Source organism: Gemmatimonadaceae bacterium (assembly GCA_036504815.1).
Taxonomy (GTDB): Bacteria; Gemmatimonadota; Gemmatimonadetes; order Gemmatimonadales; family Gemmatimonadaceae; genus PNKL01.
Genome location: DASXUN010000008.1, coordinates 62,763 through 89,297 on the forward strand (window position 1 = coordinate 62,763; position 26,535 = coordinate 89,297).

The following is a 26,535-nucleotide window of genomic DNA, read 5'->3' on the forward strand; positions in this document are numbered from 1 at the left end:
CCCTTCGCCCCTACCCCCTCCCCGTTCCTGCCTGGTAGTTACTGTATCCGCACGATCGCCAGTCTCACCTGCCCCGGCGGGTCTCCGCCGGCTGCGCCGCGAAGGTCGAGCAGCTGCGGCGCGGCCTGCGATCCGCTGATGAGCCACGACGAGAACGATCCGGCGGCGAGCGCGCTGACCGTGGTGCTGAAGGCGCCGAACGGGACGCGGCGCGGCGTGAACGGATAGGCGACGGGATAGAGGTTTCTCGTGCTCGCGGGGTTCGTGCACGGACCCAGGTCGGCGCAGAGGCCGGCGAACACGTCGCGCGTATTCCACGAGGGGAACTTCAGGCGTCCGTTCGCGAAGGTCACCCCCGGATAATCGTCGGCATAGAGTGCGAGTGCCCACTCGCCGTACATCTCTTCCCAGACATGCCCGGAGACGCGCGCCTCGAGGTTGGCCACGCCCGACTTGGTGGACTGGACGAGCGGCAGGAGGAAGGAGGACTCGCTCGTGGCGTAGTGATCGATCATCCAGCGCACGATGGACCAGGAGGTGCCGTAGAAGGTGGCGTCCGCGATGCCGGTGCGTCCGAACATCGTGTAGATGTCGGGCGCCTGGAGGTACTGATACAGGTTGTCGAAGTGGCGGAGCATCAGGATCGGGCGTCCACCGCACGTCGCGTCTTCCGGGCGGATTTCGCAGTACAGGCTCGACCGGTAATCCGCATTCCCCTTCCACGTCGTGCCCTCGAGCGAGCGCGCCAACTGCTCTTCGGCATGGCGCGCGGTTCCTTCCTCGAGCCAGAGTTCCTCGAACGCCGTGTTCTGGCTGAGTCGCCAGGCGAACGACGTGATGTGCTTGACTTCGTGGATGATCGTGCCGCGTATCTCACGCAGCCAGGACCCGCGGCTTCCGGCGCCGACGCCCGCCGCGAGCGACGTCGGCATGACGGCGTAGAAGAACTTTCCGTTGTTGCTGCTCGGCGCCTGCGACGCCGGATAGAAGTCGCAGCTCGCCACGAAGCCGGACAGGGTGCCCCCCGCCATCGTGTTGATGCGTGGCGAGAAGACCATCACCACGATCCCGGCGTAGGCCGGACTCAGGCTCGCATCAAACACCGACGGGTTGCCGAAGTACTGCGTCAGGATCGGCCAGTCCACGTCATCGAACTCCTGGCCAATCTGCGCGTACAGCGAGTCCATCTGCCCCCGGAGCGTCGGCACCCCATTGATCACGCTCACCGTGTCCTCGACAATGACCGCGTGCTTGCCGACCCACGCGGTGCGCGCGCCAATGGAGAGGAACTGCGAACAGAAGCTCGACGCGTCGAGGTTCGGAATCTTGAGCTGCGTGACGGCGCCGACGGTGGCAATCTGGTTCGCGCGCGCCCGCACCATCGTGACCCCTTCGTCGGTCAGCGACCGCAGTCGGCGCGCTGCGGCTGACGGCGCGCCCTGGCGGCGCGCGAAGTCCAGCGAGCGCTGCAGGATGTCGGCATGCGTCCCGTCGGCGTGCCGCCGGCGTGCATCGTCCTGCCAGCGCGCGAATTGGGGCGATCCGATGCGGGGATAGGACGTGAGCGACGGCGGCGTGCCGGCCGGTGACACGGCCCGCGGCGCCCGTGCCGTCAACGCGACCGACTGCGCCGCCGCGACCGCCGCACCGCGCAGCGCAAAGGATGCCTCATTGCCGGAAATCGTGCGGGCCGTGTTGTAGGCCGTCACGAGATAGGCGCCGCCGCTTACGGACAGTTCGTTGCAGCGGGCATCGGCCGCAGTGCTCAGCACGAGCGACTGGCCGACGGCGAGCGTCCGCTGCGCCGCCGTCCGCAGCGACGCGGTCGCGATGCCAGTCTGGTTGTTGGCATTCACCTGCAGCGCCACGGGGCGCACCACGTCGCAGGCCCAGCCGGTAGCGGGGAGCGTGACGGTGAGCTGCGTGGTGCTTGCCGCCGTCACGGTCGCCGCCACCCCCTCGACGAGCACCGCATTACCGCCGACCGACGAGGCGAAGTTCTCGCCGCTCACCACCGCCGATCCGCCAGCGACCAGGGGCGTCACGCTCGTGATGCGCGGTGAACTGGGCGTGACATTGGCGGTGACGCGCACGCGCATCGTCGCCGTGAGTCCCTCGGTGCTGGCGGAAACGATGGCGGTGCCCGCCGCGACGGCGGTGACGACGCCAATCGGCGACACGGTGGCCACCTTGGGCGCGTCCGACGCAAAGAAGAACGTCGGATTTGGAATGACGCGTCCGCTCGCATCCTTGGCGATCGGCGCCAGCGTCGCGCTGCCCGAGGGGAGCAAGAGCACCGTCGAGTCCTTGTCGAACGTGACGGAGGCGACGGGCGGATTCGCCACGGTGATTTCGACGTCACCCGCGCGGCCGCCGTAGGAGGCCCGCACCTTGCCCTGGCCGGCCGCCAGCCCGGTCGCCAGTCCCGTGACCGAGACGCCGATGACCGACGGCGTCACCGACGACCACGTCACCTGCGCCCCGTGGACGACCTGGCCGTCGACGCCGGTGACCCGCGCGGTGAGTTGCGTGCTGGCACCGACGAGCACGGTCGTGGACGCCGCCGAGACGGCGACTTCCCTGACGGACACCGGGGGCCCCTCGCCACCGCCGCAGCCGATCAACACGAGCAGGCCAGATACGAGCGCACGCCGCTTCAAGTCCGGATATCCTCCACGCGCGGCCGGGGACGCGCTGGGAACAATGGAAAGCTCACGAGGCAGGCCCGCCGGTTCATCACCGGCGCGCTGCCAGCCGCGGCGGCGCGGCCGGGCTAATTATGGCCTGTCATACCCCGCGGCGTCACCTTTCAGCGCCAAGAAGGAACAGTGGCCCCACCGGCGCGCTCGCGATTGGGATTGGTTCGAAGGGACAGGAGCGAGCAGCCCGACGGCGAAGGACGGATTGAGGATACGGAATTCGGAACGGGATTCAGGAAATCGATTCAGGAATGCGACGGGCGATTGACTGCGGGTCGCCGTCAATCGCCAGTCGTGGTCCGCATTCGACATCCTGAATCCCGTTCCGGATTCCAGATCCTCGATCGCCGTTCAGCAGCCTTCCTTCTTTTTCTTCTTCGGCGCCCCCGCCGGCGTTCCGCCTTGCGGCGCGGGCATCGCGAGCTTCGGCATTACGACGGCCGTGGCGGCGGAGTCGCCGGCCAGTGACTGCGGCGTGCCGCCGAAGAACTTGCTGACCTCCTTCACCCGGGCAAACTCGACCAACTGCGCCGGCGTCGCGTTGTCGGGGACGCGCGGAAAGAGGACGCTGTCCCTCCACGCCTCGAGGCCGCCGCGCAGGATGTAGGCCCCCCGGAAGCCGCGGGCGTTGAGCAGTATCCACGCCTGCGCCGCGCGGGCGCCATCCTCGGCATACAGTACGATCTTCTCGTTGCGCTGCAGTCCCGACGTGCCGAGCCCGGCCACCGGGATGTTCTCCGCGTTCGGCAGGTGATACTCGGCATACGCGGCCGCCGGCCGCAGGTCGACGACCCGAAAGTCCGCCTTGCCCTGGATGATCCAGTCGGCGAGCGTCGTCACGCCGACCTGGTCGGCGCCCGTTGCCATCCGGAGCGACAGCTCCTTGGCATTCACGGTCGCGCCAGCTCCCTTGTACGGATTGCCGAGGAAGAGCGCCAGGAAGCCGAGCACCAGGGCGACCAGGGCGAGCCGGCGATTCACCGAGAGATTCGTGAAGAAGCCTGGCATGATCAGCCCTCCGCCTTGCGGGCCGCCATGCGCTTCTCCACCCACTCCGCGCCGACGAAGCCGCCCAGCGCCATCAGCACCACGGCGAAGACCAGCAGGCCGTACGGCAGCCCGGTGACCTGCGGCAGGGTGAGCTGCCCCATCTCCGTGGCGTTGTAGAAGCCGCTCACCATCGGGTAGAACTCGTTGAATCCCACGATGCCGGCGAAGATCCCGAGGAAGAGCACGAGCGCGTCAATGCGCCCGGTGGCCACGCCCACGCAGGCCGTGCCGGGACAATAACCGCCCACCACGAAGCCAACCCCGAGGACGAGCCCGCCAACCATCTGCGGCGCGAGGAACGTGGGGGTGAGGTAGACGAGCGAGAGGTCCATCACGCCAAGCACCGAGAGGTAGTACACCCCGAGCATCGCGGTGACAATGGCGGTGAACATCACCTTGAAGACCCGGAGGTCGGTGAGATAGAACTGCGCCGCGAGCTTGCGCGCGCTGCCGAAGCCGGCGCGCTCGAGGAAGAAACCGAAGCCGATGCCGACGAGGAACGCCACCACGAGGCCGAGGTTGTCCCCGAAGAAGCCGAACTTGAAGAAGGGCGCCATCATGTCCACTGCCTCCGCATGACATACGCGAACGCGTATGCGCCGACGAACACCATGATCATGAATCCCCAACTGCCCGCGTTGAGCAGCGCGCCGCCGGTGAGCGCCTGGCCGCTGGTGCAGCCGCGGGCGAGCTTGGCGCCGATGCCCATCAGCGCACCGCCGATGAACGCGAAGATCAGGCGATTCCGGGTCGAGATACGCGGTCCCTTCTCCACGGTTCTCGTCACGCGGTGCGCGAGGAGACCGGAGAGGAAGCCGCCGACGAAGACGCCGAGCACCTCGAAGACGAGCCAGTCCTTGAGCGGCGTCGTTCCCTCCTTGAGGTACTCCGCGTACGCGGGGTTCGCCGCGACATGCCCCGGCGCCACCGCGTTGAGCCCGGCGGTGATGGTCGAGGCGAAGGCGCCGGAGGCGCCGAGTCCGCGTCCCATCACCACGAAGGCGGTGAGCAGAACAAGGCCGAGGCCAAAACCGGCGACGTACGGGTTCCAGTAGGGTTGGGCAGGCTTTGCTTCCATGCGATGGCTCCTTGAGAACGCGCCGGTCAGGTCCAGTGACTGAACTGGCCGGCGTACACGATGACGAAGCGAAGGGTCAGGCCGCCGAGGAGAACGAGGATCGGCGCCACGGGGGTGTGCTTCACCCGGTGATTGACCGCGAGCATCTGGATGCCGAGCGGCACGAGGATCCCGAGGCCGATGACCAGCACCCAGAAGGCCGAGGCGTACGGGCCGTCGAGCAGGAGGCGCACGGCCTCGATGTGCACGCGAGACGACGTCAGCAGGCCGCTGATGAAGCCGCCGAAGACGAACAACTCGAGCGTCAGGAAGGCGGCGTCGGCCTTGGCCAGCAACTCGCGCTCGTATTCATCGGTGGTGATGAGGTGCACGAATGCGGCCGCCGCCGAGAGCCCGGAGACGAGGAACAACATCCAGAGCATCGCGCTGTTCCAGAGCGGACGGGCGCCGAACGAACTCAGCAGCACGCCCGTGTACATGCCCAGGAGCGTGCCGAGCAGCATGTTGGCGATGCCGATGCCCTTGATGAGCTGCGGGCGCTGGTTCAGCGCGGCCGACCAGCGGTCGAAGAGCGGCACCCGGCCCTGGAACGGCTGCGGAATGCGAATGAGCGTGTTCGCCCAGAGCGCGGGGAAGACGATCATCAGGAGCCACGAGCCCCACGACATCGGCGCGCTCGGCTGGAACGTCGTGAAGAGGCGCCAGAAGTAGAGCTTGTGCTCGAGGTCGAGGAAGAGAGCGAACATGCCGCCGCTGAGCAGGACGAGCGCGATGTGCGGCAGGTAGAACGTGGAGAAGTCGGTGTGCCTGTACCGGCGCTGCAGCACGAAGTACCCGGCGATGATCATGATCCCGGCGACGAGGCCGCCGAGGAACAGGTAGACCGGAATCTGCCACGACCAGATGCTGAGGACCGGGTCGATCAGCTCGTTGTGGCGCGTGATGGTGAGTTCTTGCATCGGGGCGCTCACGTGAGGTAGTAGATGCGCGGCTTCGTGCCCGCGTCCGGCATGAGCACGTGGTGCTTCCGCGACGCGAGGAGCTGGCTGACGTCGCTGTTGGGATCATCGAGGTCGCCAAAGTGCATGCAGTGCGTCGGGCAGACCGCGACGCAGGCGGGCGACAGTCCCTGCTCCACGCGATGGATGCAGAAGGTGCACTTGTCGGCGTAGCCGTCGGGGTGGATGAAGCGCGCACCGTACGGACACGACGCAACGCATCCCTTGCACCCGATGCACTTGTCCGCGTCGACCAGCACCACGCCCCCCACGTCGTGCACGTGGCTCGCCCCGGTCGGACAGCAGGAGACGCACGGCGGGTTGTCGCAGTGATTGCAGCGCTCCGAGCGGATCTCCATGTGCAACGTCGGGAAGGTCCCCGTGACGTCGTACGCAATCCAGTCGCGGTTGAATCCCTCGGGAACGTCGTTCTCGGTCTTGCAGGCGACCACGCAGTCCATGCAGCCGACGCACCGGACGGTGTCGATGACCATGCCGAACCTAGCCATGGATCGCCTCCGGCTCGAGGGTGACGAAGTTGACGTGCATGCCCGTCCCGCCCATCAACGGGTCGGTGACGTACCGGGTGACGAGTTGCGAGTCGCTTGCCCCCTTCTGGTAGGCATGCTTGAGGCCGCGGGCGGTGTGGCCGAAGCCGTGCACCATGTAGACGCAGTCGGGACGAATGCGCTCGGTGGCCTTCACGCGCACACGGTTGCTGATGACGCCGTCCTGGTTCTTCAGGCGCACGTAGTCGCCCGATTTAAGCTCGAGGCGCCGCGCCACGTCGGCGTTCAGCCAGACCTCGTTCTCGTCCATCATGTCGGCGAGAATCCGGTTGGACTGCGTGCGGCTGAACGAGTGCACCGGCGCCCGGCCGAAGAGGAGGCGGAAGGCCCCCGGCGGCGCGTCGGCGGGACGGTGATAGACCGGCACGGGATCGAAGCCGGCCTTTTCGAGCTGGAGCGAGTAGAACTCGATCTTCCCCGACGGCGTCTCGAACTTCAGCGGCGCCCCTTCACTGGTGAAGATGGGCTGCGGCGCCCCGCGGATGATGCCGCGCGACTTCAATTCGGCAAAGCTCAGGCCGGCGTTGGTCAGCCGCTGGTCGAGATACTCCTCGATGTCCTTCCACGGATAGTAGTGCGCGAGGCCCAGCGTTTCAGCGAGCTTCTTCGCCATCCACCAGTTGGGTTTCTGGTCGTCAGGAGCGTCCACCACCGGCTGGCGGATGGCGACGAAGGGCTCGCGGAACCACTCAACATTGAGATCGTCGTAGCGCTCGAGGTAGACCGACTCCGGGAGCACGACGTCGGCCCACCCGGCGATTTCGCTGGGTATCACGTCCACGACCACGAGCAGGTCGAGGTTCTGGATGGCCTTGATGGTCTCGGCTTCGTTCGGCAGGGCCTGGATCAGGTTGGTGGCGTAGACGAACCACCCCTTGATCGGGTACGGCTTGCCGGTGATCGTCGCCTCGCGAATGCCGGTGGTGATGGCCTCGTGGGCAAACGGATACCGATTGTCCGGGTTGTCGACTTTCGGCCTGGCCGGCTTCGGATACGGGGGATAGGGATACCCGGGGACATCCATGCTGACGGGCGTATAGAACCCGCCCTCGCGGCCCCAGCTGCCCAGCAGGGCGTTGAGCAGCGCGATGGCGCGGCTGCGCTGCGCATCGTCGCCGTACCAGGTGGCGTGTCGCCCGGGGTGCACCAGGGTGCGCTTGTACCGCGCCATCTCGCGGGCAGTCGCGCGGATCACCTCGGGCGTGATGCCGGTCTCGGGGTACGCCCACTCGGGCGTGTACGTGCCGAGCGTCGCGGCGAACTGGTCGAAGCCGAAGCCATTCGCGGCGACGTACGCCTTGTCGTACAGCTCCTCCGTGACGATGACGTGCATCCACGCGAGGAGCAGGGCGAGGTCGGTGCCGGGCTTGATCGGGAGGTAGTGCTTGGCCTTGCCCGCCGCGATGGAGAACCGCGGGTCGACGACGATCACCGAGGCGCCGTTGCCGACGGCGTCGGCGAACTCCTGCACCTGCGAGTTGTGCATGTTCTCGCCGAGGTGGCTGCCGATGAGCACCAGGCACTCGGCGTTCTTGATATCCGTGCGTTCCGGCGATCCCACATCCTCGCCGTAGGTGAGGCGGAAGCCGACGTCGCGCGGACCGCGGCACTGCGCAAAGGACGGCGCGGCGAAGTTCGGCGTGCCGTACGCCTTGAGGGTGTGCTTGAGGAAGTTGCCGCCGATGCCGTGGGCGAACATCGCCACGGCCTCCGGGCCGTGGGTGGCCTTGATGGCGTGCATCTTCGTGGCGATGTACGCGAAGGCCTCGTCCCACGAGACCTCGGCCCACTCCTCCCGGCCGCGGTCGTGGCGACGAATGAGGGGGCGCTTGAGCCGGTCCGGATCGAAGTGCGCGCCCACGCCGCCGGTGCCGCGCGGGCAGAGCCGGCCGCGGCTCAGCGGATCCTCCGGGTTCCCCTCGACCTTCCAGAGGACGCCATCGCGCACCGATGCGATCGCGCCGCATTTCCAGAAGCAGATGTCGCAGAAGGTCGGCACTTGCCGCACGCCCTTGGTGGCCCGCGGCGCCGGCTTGGCCGGTGCCGTCGGTCCCTTGGCGAAGGCGGCCGCGCCGGTAGCCACCGTCACGGTCGCCGCAGAGATCTTCAGGAATTTTCGTCGTGAGAACGCGCCCATGCTCGCCTCAACCATAGGGCGACGCCCGGCCCGCGGGCCTGGCTTTCACGCCCAACTGCCCGGGCGTCGCCTCGTTTACAGCCCTAGCCTAAGCGATCCGGGTTCGTTGGTCGGTCAGGCAAGTATTTCAAACCTGTCGGGAAAAACCGGAAAATATGCGTAAATGAGGATATGGTGCTTTACAGAATCTGTTTTCCGGCCAGAATACCTGACGACGGCCGACGATCGACCGCCATATTGCCTCCATGTCCGTGCCGCCTCGCCCGCCCGCCCGATGACCGTCCGGCCGACGATCGCCACCCGGCTGATGCTCGCCACGGTCGTGGGTGCTGCCGCGCTCGCGCTCGCGCTCGTGGCGCGGCGCAACGGGCGCATGCCGGACGCCGCCGGTGTCGACCGAGGACCGGGGCCGTCCGCCGTGGAACCACCGCTCATCCTCGGGCGCCGCGAGGCCTGTCTCGTCTGCCATGCGGGGATCACCGGACTCGACGAGGCGCACCGTCCCGAACGCATCGGCTGTGCCGCCTGCCACGGCGGCGACGTGCGGGCGATGGACGCGCGCGCGGCGCACGCGGGGATGATCCGCGTGCCGGGGAATCTCGCCGACGCGCCCCGCACCTGCGCGCAGTCGGCCTGCCACCCCGCCCTGGCCTCTCGCGTCGAACGGTCGATCATGGCGACGATGGCGGGGGTCATTGAAATCGATCGCCGGGTCTTCGGCGACCCCGCTCCCGCGTCGACCGTACCGCCCCACGCGGCCGCGCTGGGAGCGGGTCCGGCCGACACGCATCTGCGCCAGCTTTGCGCCTCGTGCCACCTCGACCAGCCGAAGACGGAGTGGGGCGCCATTGGCGAGGACACGCGGGGCGGCGGATGCAACGCGTGCCACCTCATGTACGACTCGGCCGCCACCCGAGAACTGGCGACGTATCGGGCGACGGCGCCGGCCGCGCGGACGGGGATTCCCCGTCGCCATCCGTCGTTCTCCATTGCGGTCGGCAACGACCACTGTTTCGGCTGCCACAGCCGGTCGGGACGGATCTCGACGAACTACGAGGGGTGGAATGAACTGCGCGACGCGCCGTCGGACGCCGCGCTGGACGCCGACGCGCGCGCGCCGCAGCGGCGATATCGCCGGCTGGAGGACGGACGGTATTTCACGCGCGTCACGCCCGACGCGCACCAGGCGCGGGGCATGGACTGCATCGACTGCCACACGCCGGGCGAGGTGATGGGAGCCGCCAAGGTCGTCACGCATGCGCGCGAGCAGGCGCAGATCCGCTGCGAGGACTGCCACACGGCGCGGCCTGCCTCAATTCCGTCGACACACGCCGACGCTGAAACCAGTGCGCTGCTCGCGCTGCGCCGTTGGACGCTTCCCTCCGGTCAGCGACTGGCCGTCACCGCCTCCGGGGCAGTTCTCTCCAATGTCGTCGTGGCGCCTGACGCCGGCCTGCGCTTGCGGCACAAGCGCGACGGCGCGTGGGCGCCGCTGCGGCCGCCATTGGCGGTGTGCACGCAGGGCGGCGGACACGCCCGGCTCACCTGCAGCGCGTGCCATTCAGCGTGGGCGCCCCGTTGCGCGACCTGTCACACGGCGTACGACAAGTCGGCGGACGCATTCGACCACGTCGACCAGCGGGACGTGCGCGGCGGATGGAACGAGTCCTCGGGGCCATTCGAAGCGACGCCGCCCACGCTGGGCGTCCGCGCCGACGCCGCCGATGACGCGCATCCGCACGGCGTGGTCGACACCTTCATTCCGGGAATGATCCTCGAACTCGACCGCAGTCAATTCACGACGGCATCGCCCGCGCGTGTCTTTCGGCGGCTCTACGCACGCACGGCGGCGCACACGACGAGCCGGGCCGCCCGGTCCTGCACCTCCTGCCACACCGATCCGGTGGCGCTTGGCTTCGGGCGCGGCACGCTGCGCTACGCCATCGCCGGCGGGGTGGGACGCTGGAGCTTCACGCCGGAGCTCGCGCCGTCTCCGCACGACGGACTTCCCGCCGATGCGTGGACCGGATTCCTGCAGGCACGCCGTGGCATGGTCTCCACGCGCGACGACGTGCGCCCGTTCACCATCGAGGAGCAGCGCCGCATCCTGACCGCGGGGGCGTGCCTGACCTGCCACGCCGGATCGTCGGCGGTGATGCAACGCGCGATCGTCGACTTCGCGGCGACGGCCGCGCGGAAGACGAAGCGGTGCGTGGGGCCGACGTTCTGAGAGAGAGAGACGATTGAGGATCTGGAATTCGGTATGGGATTCAGGATTGCGAATTCCGATTGCGATTGGCGATTGGCGGTGATCCCGCGGTCAATCGCCCGTCACAATCTTGAATCGAATTCCTGAATCGCGTTCCGAATTCCAAATCCTCCATCGTCGTGGGTCAGAAGATCTTCACCCCGAAGTACCGCTTCGGCTGCTTCTGCACATCGGCCAGCAGCGCGCGCAGTTCCCGCAGCAGCGAGTCGGTGTTCTGGTACAGGCGCGGGTCGTTGACGAGGAGACCGAGCGTGCCCTGCCCGCGGTCCACCTTCAGCAGGACCGAGTCGGCCCGCGCCATCACGCCGCGCAGGTGGCTCTCGGTGCGCTCGAGCGACTGCGTGATCTGATTCAGGCGCGCGCTGGCCTCGCGCACCTGCGCCGCCGCCTTCTCGCTCTCGCTGACGATGTGGCGCACCTGACCCGCCGAAGTCGCGGTGTCGAGGCGTGACACCACCGCCAGAAACGACTCCGCCGCCCGGGACAGGTCGGCCGCGCCGGCGCGCACGTCCACCGATACGGTGTCGAGGTGCCTCGACTGGACGCGCACGGTGCGCGCCAGGTCGGCCGAGAGCAGCGAGACGCTCCGGATGGACGCGCGCAGCTCGCGGGCCGCGCTGTCGTTGAACGCCACCTGGAAGCGCTGGGCCACGGAGGCCACGTCGCCGGCAATGCCGCCCGCGACGGTGGTCAGCTGGGCGACGTCGGGGAGCACCGCGCCCGCGAGCGTTCCCTTCTGCCCCGATGCCGCGGTGATCGCCGCGGCAACGTCCCGGTTGTTCGGCACCGCACCGCGCTCCAGCACCGTGGCCTGCCACTCTCCAAACAGCGAGGATGCGCCGAGCAGGACCACCGGATCGCGTGGCAGCTGGACATCGCCGTTGAGGGAGAGCCGCACCTGCACCCAGCCGTATTCGTCGAGCTCGATGGCCTCCACCTTGCCGCTCTTCACGCCGCGAATGACCACGGCATTGCCGACCTGCACCTGGCCGACATCGCTGAACCGCGCCACGACACGGTTGCGCCTGGTGCCGATGTCGGCCTCGCGCAGGAAGAGCGAGACGCCGATCACCAGCGCGATGGCGCCCAGGATCACGGCGCCCAGCATAAAGTCGTTCGATCGTTGCTTCATACCGCCCTCCCCAGCAGCCAGACGACCGCCCAGAACGCATCGAGCACGAGAATGAGCACGGCCGACGTGACCACGGCGCGCGTGGCGGCCGCGCCCACGCCCTCCGCGCCGCCGCGTGTCTCGAGGCCGCAGGCGCAGCCCACCGCCGTGACGGCGAGGCCGAAGCTTGCGGCCTTCACCAGGCCGTAGCGCACGTCGAAGTCGTCGAAGAAGAGGCGCGCGCCCTTCAGGAACTGCTCCGACGACAGGTCGAGCAGCCCCATCGACGCCACCCATCCCGCGAACAGCCCGACCATCATCGCCACGCCGACGACCACCGGAAACATCAGGAGTCCGGCGAGCAGGCGCGGCACCACGAGGTACGCGATTGGATCATACGCGAGCGTCTCGAGCGCATCGATCTGCTCGGTCACCCGCATCGTGCCGATCTCGGCGGCGATATTGGCGCCCACGCGTCCGGCAAGCGCCAGCCCCGTGAGCACCGGGGCCAGTTCCATCATCACCGTCTTCTGCACCAGCGTGCCGACGAGATACCGCGGCACGGAGTTCGTGAAGCTGTAGCTCGCGAGCAAGGCCAGCACGATCCCGGTGAAGGCGGCAATCAGCATGCCGATGGGAATGGACCCGACGCCCAGCTTGCGCATCTGGTCGGTCGTGAGCGGTCCCCAGGTGCGCACGTCGCGCGCCGCGCGGACCGCCTCAACGCCCATGCGCCCCGCACTGCCGAGACCCTCGAGCGCCTCGCGGACGGACCGGCCGACGAACTCGATCATACGTGCAGTCTATGGCGCGCGGACGGGGCTCGTTAGAGGGATCTCCCTTCACGCGTCGTCGGCGCGCGCATTACCGGGGGCCGGTCCGCCGCCGTCGGGCTACGGGTTGTCCGCGGCCAGCGTGAAGCGCGGAATCTCGCAGGCGAAGCGCTCGCCGTCCGCCGCCGCAAAGAAGTACTCGCCTTCCATGAAGCCGCTGCGCCCCTTGAGGACGCAGAAGCTCTGGTACTCGTGCACGCCGCCGGGCACCATGAGCGGCTGCTCGCCCACGACGCCATCGCCCACGACCTCGGTGTCGCCGTCCGCGTCGTCGTGAATGCGCCACCGGCGGGAGAGCAGCTGCGCCGCGCGCGTGCCCACGTTCTCGATGCGCACGAAGTAGGCAAAGACAAACTGCCGCTGCTCCGGCGCCGACTGATCGGCGAGAAAGGCCGGCCGCACCGTGATGCGGAAGCCGTTGGTCAGCTTATAGAAGAAGGGCGGCACGGTCCTAATCTACTGCTGATCGAGGATATGGAATCCGGAATGGGAACCCGGATTCCGATGAAGGATTTCGACTGGCGATCGCACGGTGAATGGACGCTCCCGTCGCGAATCATTGTCCGCCGTCGCGATCCTCAATCGTAATCCGGATTCCCGATCCTCAATCGCCTACGGCCTCGCCCTTACGATCGACAGCGTCACAATCACCTGTCGCGGCAACCCCGGCTCGAACGCCACGGGGACCCCGCCAACCACGTCGGGATTCAGAAACGCCGACGCGAGGTAGCGCTGGTCGGTCAGGTTCTGGACGCTCACCGACCCGCGCACGCCAAGGCCGCGGGCCAGCTCGATCACGCGATCGGTATGGAGTCCCGCGCTGAGGATCGTCGATCCGGGGACGGTGATGCGGTTCGCGTCATCGGCGAAGTAGCGGCCCGTCTGCTGGACGCCCAGCTGCAGGCGCAGCCCGTGCGCGCGCTCGGGCGCCCACGACGCGCTGCCGTTGACGGTGAGCTTCGGCACGCCGACGACCTCGTTGTCCGAATAGTCCGCAAACCGTCCGGGCTTGCCGTAGTGCACCGAATCCACCACGTACGCCTCGTACGTGTTGTTCGAGGTCGTCAGCGCGCCCGCCAACTGCCAGCCATGCGCGAGGTGCGCGTTCACCCCCAATTCCGCGCCCATGCGGTGCACGCGACCGGCGGTGAAGTAGAAGCGCCCGCCGCGATACGGCACGATCTCGTTGCGCACGGTCGTGAAATACCCCGCGAGATCATACGTCAGCTCACGCAGCACGCCCTTGCTCCGGAAGACGAACTGCCGCGTCCCCACCTCGTACGTCGTCGAATGGATGGCGTCGAGCAGCAGATTGAGCGCGGTGACGGTGTCCTGCCCGAAGGTGCTCGCTGGGTCGGTCTCGTTGCCCGCCGGCGCCTCGATCCCGCCGCCGATGCTCGCGTAGATGCTCTGCGTCGCGGAGGTCCGATAATTCACCCCGAACTTCGGCGTGATGCGCCTGAACGACTTCGCGTCGTTCAGGCGGGGGGTGATGTTGCTCTTGTAGTCGTAGGTGATGTCATCGTACCGTGCGCCAAGCGACAGGCCGAACTTCTCGCCGATGGCGAGATCCTCCGTCAGGAAGAGCCCGAGATTCGTCGCGCCTTCGCGCTTGTTGTCGCGCAGGTCCGTGGCGCGCGTCCCCGCGGCCGTCAGGCCGTAGAACTGGATCGAGCCGTCCTGGCCGGCCAGGTCGAGGCCGGCCGAGAAAGTCCCCTTCACCGCCGCGGTGAATGCTGTGCGCGCATGGTACAGCGCGCTGCCGCCCAGGTGCAGCCGGCTGAAATCGCGGAACGTCCCGCGTTCGCTGCGATGCAGGAACTTGGGCTGCACGAAAAACATCGTGCTGATGTCCCGCGTCGCCGACAACTTGTGCTCGAGCGTAAAGCCGATGCGGCCGACGCGATTGTCGCGACGTTCGTGCCGCGACCGATACGTCGCGTTGGCCTGCGACGGGTCGGCATCCGCCTGCGCCTGCGTCAGCGGACCGGGAATGAAGAACTGATCGTGCGTCACATAGAGGGCGACGCCCAGCCGCGTGGCGTCGCCGAGGGGCGTCACGAGCCCGGCGTTCAGCAATGAACGCGTGCTCCCGGAGTTGGCCCTCCAGCCGTCGAAGTCGGACTGCGTCGCGCTCCAGTGCATGCGCGCCGGCCCAAAGGGGACGCCGCCGGCCAGGGCGGCGCGCCGGAGTCCAAAGCCGCCGGCCGCGGCCTCGGCGCGCTGGTACGGATGGTCGAACTCCGGCACCGTCGAGACGCTGACCACACCGCCCGCCGCATTGCCGTAGACAGCGGATGCGTTGGAGCGAATGACATCGATGGACGTCGTCGCGGCGAGGTCGATGCCGTCGAACGACGTGCGGCCGTCCGGTTCCGTCTCCGGAATGCCGTCGAGCAGCACGCGCACGCCGCGCGACGTTCCTGCGTTCGAGCGGTCGCCGGCGCCGCGCGCACCGAAGCCGCGAATCACGAGCCGGATGTCGCTGGTCCCCGAACGCGACTGCGCAAGCACGCCCGGCACGAGCGCCAGCGCCTGGTCGAGACCGAGCCCGCTCCCGCCGCGCCACTGGTCGGCGATCACCCGCGAGACCGTCAACGGCGTGTCGAACAGCGACCGCGCGTATCGGCTCGCGGTGACGGTCACCGTGGGCAGGCTGGACGAGGAGTCCTTGGCCGGAGCATCCTGCGCTGCCAGGGGAAACGCCGTGACGGCCGACAGGGCGAAGGCCGAGAGGCGAGTGAGTCTCATGATGTGCGACCCTGCGTGCTGGAGGGGAGAGGCGGTAGCGCGTCGGCGCGCGGTCCGGCGCTACAATTCTACCGCCGGTGCCACCGAAACGTTGACCCTACCCGCCCTCTCCGGTCGGACTGATGCGCATCGAGCCCGGGAGGGTGTCGAGCAGCGGCTTCAGGTCGGTCGCGCGGTCGAGCGGCGTGACGAAGGTGAGCCCGGGGAGCGTCACGACGAGCATCTTGGACACGCCGTAGAGCACCACGGTTCCGGACTCGCTGTGCACGATGTTGGAGTCCGCGTCCACGAAGTGTGCCGTCCCGACGACCCCGTTGCCATTATCGTCGAGCGAGCGCGCGCGACGCAGCGACGCCCACGTGCCGACATCGTCCCACTCGAAGTCCCCCGGGATCACGAGCAGGCGCGGTCCGCGTTCCAGCAGCCCGCGCTCGATATCCACCGAGCGAATGCTGCCCACGAAGGCCGGCAGGTTTCCGGCGCGCAACGCGTCGAATCCGTCGCGCAGTTCGACCGTCTTCGCCTCGAGCTGCGACAGGAAACCGGCCGCCGTGCCCACGAGAATTCCCGCATGCCAGAGCGCGCCCGCGGCGATCTGGGCCACCGCTTCCATTTCGCTCGGCTTCTCGACGAATGCGGCCACCTCCTGCACGCCGCCATCGGCCAGGGCGTGCTGCGCATCCACCGGGTCACCGGGGCGAATGTAGCCGAACGCCGGCTCGACGCGCGTTGGGCGCACGCCCACCGCGACGAGCGCGTCCTCGCGCTCGGCCACGGCGCCGGCGCGCCGCAGCACCCGCCGGAATTCCTCGGGAAAGCCCACCGCGAGATCGGCGTGAATGGCGCAGCAGAGCGTCTGCGGTCCGGCCCGGCGCGCCACTTCCTGCGCCCCCCACGCCAGGGCGGCCGCCGTCCCCAGCGGGCGCGGCTCCACCAGGATGTTCATCTCGGGGACCGTCGCGAGGGCGGCGCGGATGGTCGGTGCGATGTCACGGCTGGTGAGCACCAGCACGCGGTCGGCGGGAATGAGCGGTGCCAGACGATGCACCGTGTCCACCAGCAGCGGCTGGTCGCTCACCAGACAGAGCAGCGGCTTGGGTCGCGACGGCGTGCTCAGCGGCCAGAATCGCGAACCGATGCCGCCGGCGAATATGATGGCCCACAGCGGGGCGTCCGTCTCGGGCAACTCCAGATGCGACGGCGACACCGACGGGTGAACCGTCGCCGCCGTGCCCGCGCCACCGGACGCGCCATGAGAACCGTGCTCAATCATCGACCGCTAAGATACGCGTCGCACGTCTCGCGCGCCCCTCACCCCGCCGGCCCTACTCGGCGGGGTCCGCCAGCAACTGGTGCCGCGGCCGCAGGGAGATCATGACCACCGCCCCGACGATGACCACCATTGCCGCCACCGTGCGCGTCCCGAGCGGCTCCGACGCGAAGATCCAGCCGAGGGCGACCGCCACGACGGGATTCACGAAGGCATACGTCCCCACCGCCGCGGGTGAGGCGCGATTCAACAGCCACTTGTAGGCGGAGAAGGCGATGATGGAGCCGAAGAGCGCGAGATAGCCGATCGATAGTCCCGACCGCCACGACACGTCGCTGACCGCCAGCTGCTGGAACTCGCCGCGCACGAGGGCGATGAGCAGCATGCCGACGCCACCGGCCAGCATTTCCATTGCGCTGGCGAGCAGCGGCGAGGCGGGCAATGGGGCGTCGCGCGCGATCAGCGAGCCGACCGACCAGCTGAGCGTCGAACAGATGAGCACAAGGGCAGCCAGCGGACCGATGCCGCCGCTCGTCGGATTGCCGTCGGTGGACACGAGCATGGCAACGCCGAGCAAGCCGATCGTGACGCCCAGCCACTCGCGCACGGACGGGCGCGACCCGCCGCGCAGCCAGCCCAGCAGCAGCATCCAGAGCGGGACCAGGGCGACGAGCAAGGCGACGACGCCGGACGCCACGAACTGTTCCGACCAGACGATGCCTCCGTTGCCGCCGGTCATCAGCAGCGGGCCAATGATGAACGCCGAGCGCCACTCCGCGCGCGTCGGACGCGCCGCCCCGCGCATCCGCAGCCAGGCGTACATGACCGTCCCGGCCAGGATGAAGCGCGTGCCTCCCACGAGAAACGGCGGCACCGTCTCGATGGCGAAGCGGATGAAGAGGTACGTGGACCCCCAGATGAAATAGACCGCCGCAAAGGCGACCAGCAGCTTCGCGCGCGACGGCACCGCCAGGTGATCCACCAACCGTGACTCCCGTATGGGACGTGTACGGGTGAACCTCGCGGATTTCGCCCCGTCTCCGCAAGGCGTGACGGGGTGTCGGAGCGCATGAGGTGGACGCCGCGAGCACCGGGCGTAGATTCTGCCGCTGGAGGTGCGGTTCCGTTTCCCTGCACCACACCGTGCCCGTGCCCGTGCACCCCACCAGCACCCAGCCACTATGAGCGAGACCACCGGCGGCGAGTTCCTCGCCCGCACCCTGAAGGCTGAGGGTGTCGAGGTCGTATTCGGAATCATCGACGGCACGTATTTCGGCTTCTACTCGGCGCTCAAATGCGTGGGTATCCGGCTGATCACGCCGCGACACGAAGCGAGCGGAGCGCACGCCGCTGCCGCGTACGCGCGACTCACCGGCAAGCTCGGCGTCTGCATGGCCAGCAACGGCCCGGGCGTGGCCAACGTGCTGCCCGGACTCGTGGTGGAAGAAGCGGAGGGCAATCGCGTGCTCTGCATCACGAGCGCGCGCCGCACCGGCGCCATGTATCCGCTGCGCACCGGCACCTATCAGGGGTTTGACCAGGAAGCAGTCATCGGCGCGTTTGCCAAGTGGAGCCGCGCCGTCCCGTCGTTCGATCGCCTTCCCGAGCTCACGCGGGCCGCGCTCCGCGCCTGCTGGGACGGCCGCCCGGGGGTCGTGCACCTCGACGTCCCCGAGAACCTGATGAACGGCAAGGTGGCGGCGAGTCCGCCCATCCTCGCGCCCTCCGCGTACCGTCGCACGGCCCCGCAGGGCGTGGACCCGGCGCAGGTGGAGGCCGCCGCCGACGTGCTGCTCAAGGCCGAGATGCCGGTGATCCATGCGGGGAGCGGTGTGCTGCACGCCCGCGCGTTCGATGCCCTGCAGGCGGTGGCCGACCTGCTCGAGGCACCCGTGACGACGAGCTGGTCGGCACGCGGCGTCATGCGCGAGTCTTCGCCATTCGCCATCCCGATGACGCACGTGAAGCTGAACTCGATCGTGCGATGCGATGCCGACGCCGCGCTCATCCTCGGGTCACGCGTCGGCGAGACCGACTGGTGGGGGAAGCCGCCGTACTGGCGCGCCCCGGCCGAGCAGCCCACGGTGCAGGTGGACATCGACGACCGTGCCATCGGCGCGAACAAGCCGGTGGCCGTGGGCATCAACGCCGACGTCGGCCTGTTCCTCGACGCGCTGCGGGTGCGCCTCGCGTCGCGCCGCAGCGAGATCCGCCCCGCCGCTCGCCGTGAGCGCCTGAAGAAATACCACACGCTAATGGCGCGCTACCAGGCCAAGCTCGATCAACCGCTGGCGAACGCGTCGTCGCCGGTGCATCCGGCGCACGTGGGCGCGGCGTGCGGCCGGCACTTCCCCGCCGAGTCGCCGTTCATCGCCGACGGCGGCAACACGGCCGTCTGGGCGATGTTCTATCACGCGGTGCGCGCGCCAGGCCGGCTGCTTTCCACGTTCAAGATGGGAATGCTCGGCGCCGGCATGGGCCAGGCCATCGGCGCGGCGGTCGCCGCGCCCGACGTGCCCACGGTCTGCGTCATCGGCGATGGCGCGGCCGGCATGCATCCGCAGGAAATCGAGACCGCGGTGCGGCACAAGCTGCGCATCATCTTGCTGGTGCTCTGCGATCGCCAGTGGGGGATGGTGAAGATCAACCAGTCGTTCGCGCTGCGCCCGCTCAAGATGCTGCTGCGCAAGCGGCTCGCGCCCGACGAGAACCTCTGGACGGACCTCGGCGAGATGGATTTCTCGCGCATCGCGCAGGCAATGGGCGCGCACGCCGAGCGCGTCGCCGACCCGGAGAACCTGTCGCACGCGATCACCCGTGCGCTGACCGTCAGCGGACCCTCGGTCATCCACGTGGACGTTGACCCCGTGGCCCACATGTGGGCGCCGGGGCTGGTGCACTTCAAGGCGATGCACCAGGAACCCAAGGGGAGATGAGCGGCATCGACGCCGTCCGGCTGAACTTCAGCCCCACCACGCTGCACGTCCTCAACGCGATCCTCGGGATCGTGATGTTCGGCGTGGCGCTCGACCTGCGGGCCGAGGACTTCCGGCGCGTGCTCGACCGGCCGCGCCCGGTGCTGATCGGGCTCGCGGGGCACTACCTCGTCTTCCCGGCGTTCACGTTCCTGCTCGTGCTCGCCATCAAGCCGCCGCCGAGCGTGGCGCTGGGCATGATGCTCGTGGCGAGCTGCCCGGCGGGCAACATCTCGAACTTCCTGGTGCACCTCGCGCGCGGCAACACCGCACTCTCGGTGAGCATCAGTTCCACATCGACGGTGCTCGCGGTGTTCTTCACGCCGCTGGTGCTCCGCTTCTGGGGCTCGATGTACCCGCCGACGCGTGTGATCCTGCGCGCGGTGGCGGTGGATCCGGTGGAGATGTTCGTCACGATCTTCCTGCTACTCGGCTTGCCGCTCGCCGCGGGGATGTACGTCCAGCGCCGATGGCCCGCCTTCGCGGACCGTGTGCGGCGCCCGATGAAGCGGCTGTCCATCGGCATCTTCGTCACCTTCCTGGTGCTCGCCCTGGCAGCCAACTGGCAGTACTTCGTGAAGTACGTCGGGCGCGTGGTCCTCGCGGTGCTCGTACACAACGCGTTGGCGTTGACGACGGGGTACTGGACGGCCGCGGCATTTGGCCTGCCGGTGCGCGACCGACGGGCGGTGTCGTTCGAGGTCGGCATCCAGAACTCCGGACTGGGCCTAATTCTCGTCTTCACCTTTTTCGGGGGACTTGGCGGCGCGGCCATCGTCGCCGCGTGGTGGGGGATCTGGCACGTCGTGGCGGGGCTCAGTCTCGCCACGTATTGGAGCCGCCGGCCGCCGGCGGCGGTTACGGTCGCGTGAGCAACGCCGCCATCGTCCTTCGCACGAGCCTGGTGGGCGCATGACGCCCGCGTCAGCACGCGTGCTGATTACCGGGTCGTCGGGATACGTCGGCCGACTGCTCCTCGACGCGCTCGCGGACCGTGTCGTCAACGGACGGCTTGGCGCGGTGGTCGGCACCGACGTGCGCGAGCCGCTGTCCCTCCCGAGCGGCGCGCTCTTCGTGCACCACGACGTCCGCGAGACGGGACTGGCCGCCGAGTTGCGCGCGCACCGCATCACTTGCGTGGTTCACCTCGCGTCCATCGTCACGCCGGAACGCGCCAGCACGCGGGCCTTCGAGTACAGCGTGGACGTGGAGGGGACGGAGCGCGTGCTCGAGGCGTCCATCGCCGCCGGCGTCGCGCGGCTCATCGTGACGTCGAGCGGCGCCGCCTACGGCTATCACGCCGACAACCCCGCCTGGCTCACCGAGGAGCATCCCCTGCGGGGCAACGAAACCTTCGCGTACAGCTGGCACAAGCGTCTGGTCGAGGAGATGCTCGCACGGGCGCGCACGGAACACCCGGCGCTGCAGCAGATCGTCTTCCGCGTCGGCACGATCCTCGGTGCCTCGGTAAACAACCAGATCACGGCGCTGTTCGAGAAACCGCGGCTGCTGGCGATTCGCGGCGCCGCGTCGCCGTTCGTGTTCATCCACGACGCCGACCTCGTGGCGCTGCTCGGGCGCGCCGTCGATTCGCAGGTCACCGGGACCTTCAACGTGGCGGGCGACGGCGTGATGACCGTGGATGACATCGCCCAGGCGCTCGGCAAGCCGGTCGTGCGACTGCCCGCCTGGCTGCTGCAAGGCGCGCTCGCCGTGCTGCGCCCGCTCGGACTCACGCGATACGGTCCCGAGCAGGTGGATTTCCTGCGCTACCGCCCCGTGCTCGACAACGCGCGATTGAAGGCGGTCTTCGGTTTCGCGCCGCGCCTCACTTCGCGCGAGGCGTTTGAGGCGTGGGCCCAGAGCCGACACGCTCGGGGCTGATCGCCGCGACTTTGGTTCGAGCGCACGACTTACTGCAACTGCCTTGCCACGGATTGCACGGGTTGGACACGAATGAACACGGATCATTCCTGGGGTTCCCCCCAATCAGGAATCCGTGTTCATCCGTGCAACTCCGTGTCATCCGTGGAAAGAAGTGGCAGTCCCCATCCCCCTCACCCGCTAGCCCGCCCGCTTGCACCCGGCTACGCCAACGTAACCGAGGATCCTCTCGAGCGGGCAGAAGTTGGAGAAGCTCGACTGCAGGAGGTTCACACCGACGAAGGCGGTGAACCAGTAGAAACGCGCGTCGACCAGCATCGCCAACGCGATGCTCGCCAGAATGAAGACGCCGGCGAAGCGACGAATGATCTTGTCAGGGCACATGGAAAGTAGGGTTCAGGGTGCAGGGTGCGGGGTCAGCGGAAGGATTCAACGGGCAGGACGGCGAAATGCAGCCGCTCCCCCACTCCGAGTTCGGATTGCAGGGCGACGAGGCCGTCGGTCACCCGGCTGGCGCGATCGGCGGCGATCACGGACGTGATGACCGTTTCCTCACCCGGCCAGGCGCGGGTACCCTCGATGCGGCCGTGCGTGCCGGTGCCGTGCGCCCTTGGGAATTCGGTGTAGCCCGTCGCCCCGTGCGCGAGCAAGGCATCCATGACGCGTGCAGCGCGTGGCCCGGCGTAGATGATCCAGAGCATCTTCATCAGTCATTCCCTCCGGCCGTGCGCTGCAACTCCCAGTAGAGGAGCGGCACGACCACCATGGTGAGCAGGGTTGCGACGATCGCGCCGCTGATCAGCGCCACGGCGAGCCCCTGGAAGATCGGGTCGAGCACCATCACGATCCCGCCGACCACCACGGCGGCGGCCGTGAGCGCGATGGGACGGAAGCGCACCGCGCCGGCCTCGAGCACCGCCTCGCGCAGCGGGCGTCCGCGGTCCTGCGCCAGCTGGATGAAGTCCACGAGCAGGATCGAGTTGCGCACGATGATGCCGGCCAGCGCGATCATGCCGATCATCGACGTCGCGGTGAAGAACGCCCCCGTGAGCGCGTGACCCGGCAGGATACCGATGAGCGTCAGCGGAATGGGCGCCATGATCACCAGCGGAATGGTGAACGACTGGAACCAGCCGACCACCAGCACATAGATGAGCACGAGCACGATGGCGAAGGCCAGGCCGAGGTCGCGGAAGACCTCGATGGTCACCTGCCACTCGCCATCCCACTTCAGCGCCACCTCGTCCAGGCGATCGGGCTGCGTGGAGTTGTAGCGGTGGATCCTTGCTCCCTGCACCCACAGCGAGTCGATGCGCCCGTTCATCGCGAGAATTGCGTAGACCGGCGCCTCCACCGAGCCGGCGACGTCGCCGGTCACATAGACCACCGGCCGCAGGTTGCGGCGCATCCGCGTGCTCTCGATGGTGAGCGAGTCGACGGACACATAGCGGGCCAGCGGACGCGGGCCGAAGGCGGTCGCGACCGGCATCGCCAGCAGGGCCGCCTCCGACGAACGGTCGCGTGCGGCAAGCCGCGGCGTGATCGCCACGCCCTCCCGCGCCTGCTCCGCCTCCGCGCCCGTCACCGGCATGCCATTGAGCGCCAGCACGACGGTTCGCGCAATCTGCTCGACGCTCGCCCCGTCCTGCGCGGCCCGCACGCGGTCCACGCGGAACCGGCGCTCCGGCCCCGGCGCGTCGATGCTCCAGTCCACGTCCACCACGCCCGGCGTCGTCTCCATGATCGCCTTCACCTGCTCGGCGGCGGCAACACGGAGGGAATCGGTGGGGGCGTAGATCTCGGCGACCAGCGTGGAGAGCACGGGCGGTCCGGGCGGAATCTCCGCGACCTTGGCGCGCGCGCCGTACATCCTGGCAATGGAGTCCACCGCGGGGCGCACGGCCACCGCGATCTCGTGGCTCTGCCGCGACCGGTCGCCCTTGGGCTTGAGGTTCACCTGCAGGTCGGCCACGTTCGCGCCACGCCGCATGAAGTAGTGGCGAACGAGCCCGTTGAAATTGAAGGGCGCCGCGGTGCCGGCGTAGACCTGCGTGTGCGTCACCTCGGGCACCCGCCGCAGGTACTCGGCAATCTGCCGCGCGGCGGCCTGCGACGTCTCCAGCGCCGTCCCCTCGGGGAAGTCGAGCACCACCTGGAACTCCGACTTGTTGTCGAAGGGAAGCATCTTCACCTGCACCAGCTTCACGCCGAGCAGCGCCACCGAACCAAGGAGCAGCACGCCGATGCCTGCATAGAAGCGCAGCCGGCGCGTGCGATCGTTCATCAGCGGCTCCATGATCCCCGCGTAGAACCTCGCAAACTTCGTCTTCTCCTCCGGCTCGTGCTCGCGCCCTTCCACCGGCGCCGCCAGCGGCTTCACGTGTCCGCGCAGGAGGCGGAGCGCGAGCCACGGCGTCACGATGAAGGCGACACCCAGCGACGCCAGCATCGCCACCGACGCGCCAACCGGGATGGGGCGCATGTACGGTCCCATCAGTCCCGAGACGAACGCCATCGGGAGAATGGCCGCGATCACCGTGAAGGTCGCGAGAATTGTCGGGTTGCCGACCTCGTCCACGCCCTCCACCGCTGCGTCCTCCGCCCCCACGCGCCCCATCTGCAGGTGGCGATAGATGTTCTCCACCACCACGATCGCGTCATCGACGAGAATGCCGATGGAGAAGATCAGGGCGAACAGCGTGATGCGATTCAGCGTGTAACCGAGCGCGTAGTACGCGAAGAGCGTGAGGGCGAGCGTCACCGGCACCGCCACGAGCACCACCAGCGCCTCGCGCCAGCCGAGGAAGATCCCGATCAGCAGCGTCACCGACAGCGTGGCGATGAGCAGGTGCAGGATCAGCTCGGAGGCCTTCTCTGACGCGGTCTCGCCGTAGTTGCGGGTGACCTCGTACGACACGCCGTCCGGGAGCAGGCGCGCGCGCGCCGCCTCCACGCGGTGCAGCGCCTCGTCCGCCACGCGCGTCGCGTTGGCGCCGTGCCGCTTGGCCACCTGGATGGTGACGGCCGACTCGGCCTCCTTGCCGGCGGCGAGGTGCGCGACGTAGTTGGTGGGCTCACCGAAGCCTTCGGCGACCGTCGCGACCGACGCGACGTACACCGGGGCGCCGCTGCGCGTGGTGACCACCACGCGCCCGACGTCGGCCGCGGACGCCAGACCCGCGCCCACGCCGACGCGCACCACCGCATCGCCGGTGGCGTATTCACCGGCTTGCAGGCGGGCATTGGCGCCTTGCAGCGCGATGGCCACCTCACCGGGGGTGATGCCCGCAGCCGCGAGGCGCGCCGCGTCCATCGTCACGGTGATCTCGCGCGGCTGGCCGCCGATCACCGACGTGGCCGCCACGTCGCTGACCGTGCGGATCTCGTCCTCGAGGTGCAGCGCGATCTGCCGCAGGGCGTTGATGTCGGTCCCCGTGCCGTGCAGCGTGAGCGCGACGATCGGCACGTCGTCGATGGCGTGCGGCTTCACCAGCGGCGGCATGACGCCCGCCGGCATGAGGTCCATGTCCGACTGCAGCTTGGCGTGCACCCGCACGACCGAGCGTTCCTGGTCCTCGCCCACCTTGAACCGCACGGTCACCACGGCGTAGCCGTCGCCGCTCATCGCGTAGACGTGGTCGACGCCCGGCAGCTCCCACATGCGGCGCTCGAGCGGACGCGCCAGGTGATTCTCCACTTCCTTCGGGCCGGCGCCGGGCATGGCGACGATCACGTCGATCATCGGCACCGAGATCTGGGGCTCTTCCTCACGCGGCGTCGCCACCAGGCCGATCGCCCCCACGGCCAGCGAGGCCAGGGTGACGAGCGGCGTGAGCTTGGACGTGAGGAAGGCGCGGGCGACGCGTCCGGCGATACCCACGGTCAGCGCTCCCCGCCGGCGAGCGCAACGCGCTCACCGGCCTGCAGTCCGGTGCGGACGACGACACGGTCGCCGCGCACGTCGCCCAGGCGCACCCAGCGCAGTTCGGCGCGGCCATCGCGCACCACGCGCACCCCAGTGAGGTCGCCCTCGCGCACGATGGCTGACTGCGGCACGAGCAACACGCGCTCGGTGCTGCTGGCCGGCACGGCGATGGTCGCGGCGCCGCCCGCCGGCAACTCGCCCTTGGCGTTCTGGACGATCGCGTTGATGGTATACATCGTCGCCGCCGACGGCACGACGCCCTCGACGACGGCCGGCACCGCCTGTCCCTCGATCGTCGCGGCGATCTTCATTCCGGCCTTCACCCGCCTGGCCATCGCGGCGGGCACCGCCGCGGTGATGCGAAGCCGCGACGCGTCCTGCACCGTCACGAGCGGCGCCCCGGGCGCGGCGAAGTCGCCGGCATCGACGAAGCGATGCGTGACCACGCCGGCGAAGGGCGCGCGCAGCACGCCGTAGGCGCGCACCGCATTCAGTTCGGTCGCGCCGGCGCGCGCGGCGTCGAGCCCGGCGGCGGCGCGGGCCAGCCCCGCCTCGACGGCGTCGAGCTGCGCCCGGGGCGCCGCGCTGTCGGCGTACAGCGCGCGGATGCGCGTAGCCTGGGCCAGCGCCTCGCGATGGGCCGCTTCCGCGGCGGAAATGCCCGCGGCAGCCTGCCTTGACTTGGCGTCAAGGTCCGTGGCATCGAGCCGCACCAGCGGCGCGCCCGCCGACACGCGCGCCCCTTCCGTGACGAGGACGGCGGTCACCGCTCCCATCAGCTTGGTGCTCAGCGTGGCTTCGGCAATGGGCAGCGCCGGGCCGGAGGCCTCGAAGACTGACGGAAGCAGGGTGTCGACGACGGCAACCGTCGGACCCGTCGCCGCGGCGGTGGGCGCGTCGGCGGCCTTCTCGTTGCCACCGCAGGCGGCGGCGAGGATGAGGATGGCCGGAATGACGCCGGCCCGAATCAGCAGTGTATTGTGCAT

The 26,535-nt window shown here is 68.8% G+C and carries 21 protein-coding genes; 4 read left to right on the forward strand and 17 right to left on the reverse strand.

Annotated elements, in window-relative coordinates:
• Positions 1-38 precede the first annotated feature (38 nt).
• The 7 genes from VGJ96_03785 to VGJ96_03815 all read right to left on the reverse strand — a co-directional run bounded on the left by VGJ96_03785 (position 39) and on the right by VGJ96_03815 (position 8,483).
• Positions 39-2,591, reverse strand: a complete 2,553-nt coding sequence (locus VGJ96_03785) for an Ig-like domain-containing protein (protein HEY3286223.1) — start codon at positions 2,589-2,591, stop codon at positions 39-41.
• A gap of 459 nt (positions 2,592-3,050) precedes the next feature.
• Positions 3,051-3,707 (reverse strand): rhodanese-like domain-containing protein, encoded by a 657-nt coding sequence (locus VGJ96_03790; protein HEY3286224.1) that lies wholly within the window; start codon positions 3,705-3,707, stop codon positions 3,051-3,053.
• Between the two features lie 2 nt (positions 3,708-3,709).
• Positions 3,710-4,309 (reverse strand): YeeE/YedE thiosulfate transporter family protein, encoded by a 600-nt coding sequence (locus VGJ96_03795; protein HEY3286225.1) that lies wholly within the window; start codon positions 4,307-4,309, stop codon positions 3,710-3,712.
• The gene (locus VGJ96_03800) at positions 4,306-4,827 is read right to left on the reverse strand and encodes a YeeE/YedE thiosulfate transporter family protein (GenBank protein ID HEY3286226.1); all 522 of its coding nucleotides are present in this window, start codon (positions 4,825-4,827) and stop codon (positions 4,306-4,308) included. Before VGJ96_03800 ends, VGJ96_03795 begins: the two co-directional genes overlap by 4 nt.
• 26 nt (positions 4,828-4,853) lie before the next feature.
• Positions 4,854-5,786: an NrfD/PsrC family molybdoenzyme membrane anchor subunit gene (nrfD, locus tag VGJ96_03805; GenBank protein HEY3286227.1), complete on the reverse strand. Its 933-nt coding sequence runs from the start codon at positions 5,784-5,786 to the stop codon at positions 4,854-4,856.
• Positions 5,787-5,794: 8 nt separating this feature from the next.
• Complete coding sequence (locus VGJ96_03810; protein HEY3286228.1) at positions 5,795-6,334, reverse strand: 4Fe-4S dicluster domain-containing protein; 540 nt, start codon at positions 6,332-6,334, stop codon at positions 5,795-5,797.
• Positions 6,327-8,483, reverse strand: a complete 2,157-nt coding sequence (locus tag VGJ96_03815; protein ID HEY3286229.1) for a molybdopterin-dependent oxidoreductase — start codon at positions 8,481-8,483, stop codon at positions 6,327-6,329. The genes VGJ96_03810 and VGJ96_03815 overlap by 8 nt, the downstream gene beginning before the upstream one ends.
• A 322-nt stretch (positions 8,484-8,805) precedes the next feature.
• Here VGJ96_03815 and VGJ96_03820 point away from each other — a divergent pair, with 322 nt between their 5' ends.
• Complete coding sequence (locus VGJ96_03820) at positions 8,806-10,761, forward strand: multiheme c-type cytochrome (protein ID HEY3286230.1); 1,956 nt, start codon at positions 8,806-8,808, stop codon at positions 10,759-10,761.
• A 163-nt stretch (positions 10,762-10,924) separates the two neighbouring features.
• On the opposite strand, the gene VGJ96_03825 is transcribed toward VGJ96_03820, so the two are convergent.
• From VGJ96_03825 to yedA, 6 genes are all read right to left on the reverse strand, one after another.
• Positions 10,925-11,932 carry an MlaD family protein gene (locus tag VGJ96_03825; GenBank protein ID HEY3286231.1) on the reverse strand — a complete coding sequence of 336 codons (1,008 nt, stop codon included), beginning with the start codon at positions 11,930-11,932 and terminating at the stop codon, positions 10,925-10,927.
• Entirely contained in the window at positions 11,929-12,705 is a 777-nt protein-coding gene (locus tag VGJ96_03830; GenBank protein HEY3286232.1) for an ABC transporter permease, read from the reverse strand. The genes VGJ96_03825 and VGJ96_03830 overlap by 4 nt, the downstream gene beginning before the upstream one ends.
• A gap of 99 nt (positions 12,706-12,804) precedes the next feature.
• Entirely contained in the window at positions 12,805-13,191 is a 387-nt protein-coding gene (gene apaG / locus VGJ96_03835; protein HEY3286233.1) for a Co2+/Mg2+ efflux protein ApaG, read from the reverse strand.
• 165 nt (positions 13,192-13,356) lie between these two features.
• Complete coding sequence (locus tag VGJ96_03840) at positions 13,357-15,495, reverse strand: TonB-dependent receptor (GenBank protein HEY3286234.1); 2,139 nt, start codon at positions 15,493-15,495, stop codon at positions 13,357-13,359.
• A 97-nt stretch (positions 15,496-15,592) separates the two neighbouring features.
• Positions 15,593-16,768 carry a sugar phosphate nucleotidyltransferase gene (locus VGJ96_03845; GenBank protein HEY3286235.1) on the reverse strand — a complete coding sequence of 392 codons (1,176 nt, stop codon included), beginning with the start codon at positions 16,766-16,768 and terminating at the stop codon, positions 15,593-15,595.
• A 52-nt stretch (positions 16,769-16,820) separates the two neighbouring features.
• On the reverse strand, positions 16,821-17,747 hold the full coding sequence (yedA, locus tag VGJ96_03850) for a drug/metabolite exporter YedA (GenBank protein HEY3286236.1): 927 nt from the start codon (positions 17,745-17,747) through the stop codon (positions 16,821-16,823).
• Positions 17,748-17,946: 199 nt separating this feature from the next.
• Between yedA and VGJ96_03855 the strand changes: the two genes are divergently transcribed.
• Genes VGJ96_03855 through VGJ96_03865 form a run of 3 tightly spaced genes read left to right on the forward strand, consistent with a single transcriptional unit; the run spans position 17,947 to position 21,624 of the window.
• Positions 17,947-19,701, forward strand: coding sequence for a thiamine pyrophosphate-binding protein (locus VGJ96_03855; protein ID HEY3286237.1), 1,755 nt, complete (start codon positions 17,947-17,949; stop codon positions 19,699-19,701).
• Positions 19,698-20,612 (forward strand): bile acid:sodium symporter family protein, encoded by a 915-nt coding sequence (locus tag VGJ96_03860; protein ID HEY3286238.1) that lies wholly within the window; start codon positions 19,698-19,700, stop codon positions 20,610-20,612. Before VGJ96_03855 ends, VGJ96_03860 begins: the two co-directional genes overlap by 4 nt.
• 40 nt (positions 20,613-20,652) lie before the next feature.
• Entirely contained in the window at positions 20,653-21,624 is a 972-nt protein-coding gene (locus VGJ96_03865) for an SDR family oxidoreductase (protein ID HEY3286239.1), read from the forward strand.
• A gap of 180 nt (positions 21,625-21,804) precedes the next feature.
• On the opposite strand, the gene VGJ96_03870 is transcribed toward VGJ96_03865, so the two are convergent.
• The 4 genes from VGJ96_03870 to VGJ96_03885 are packed head-to-tail and all read right to left on the reverse strand — an operon-like array spanning position 21,805 to position 26,535.
• On the reverse strand, positions 21,805-22,008 hold the full coding sequence (locus VGJ96_03870; GenBank protein HEY3286240.1) for a DUF2892 domain-containing protein: 204 nt from the start codon (positions 22,006-22,008) through the stop codon (positions 21,805-21,807).
• A 32-nt stretch (positions 22,009-22,040) separates the two neighbouring features.
• On the reverse strand, positions 22,041-22,331 hold the full coding sequence (locus VGJ96_03875) for a hypothetical protein (GenBank protein ID HEY3286241.1): 291 nt from the start codon (positions 22,329-22,331) through the stop codon (positions 22,041-22,043).
• The gene (locus VGJ96_03880; protein ID HEY3286242.1) at positions 22,331-25,504 is read right to left on the reverse strand and encodes an efflux RND transporter permease subunit; all 3,174 of its coding nucleotides are present in this window, start codon (positions 25,502-25,504) and stop codon (positions 22,331-22,333) included. Before VGJ96_03880 ends, VGJ96_03875 begins: the two co-directional genes overlap by 1 nt.
• 2 nt (positions 25,505-25,506) lie before the next feature.
• Positions 25,507-26,535 (reverse strand): efflux RND transporter periplasmic adaptor subunit, encoded by a 1,029-nt coding sequence (locus VGJ96_03885; GenBank protein HEY3286243.1) that lies wholly within the window; start codon positions 26,533-26,535, stop codon positions 25,507-25,509.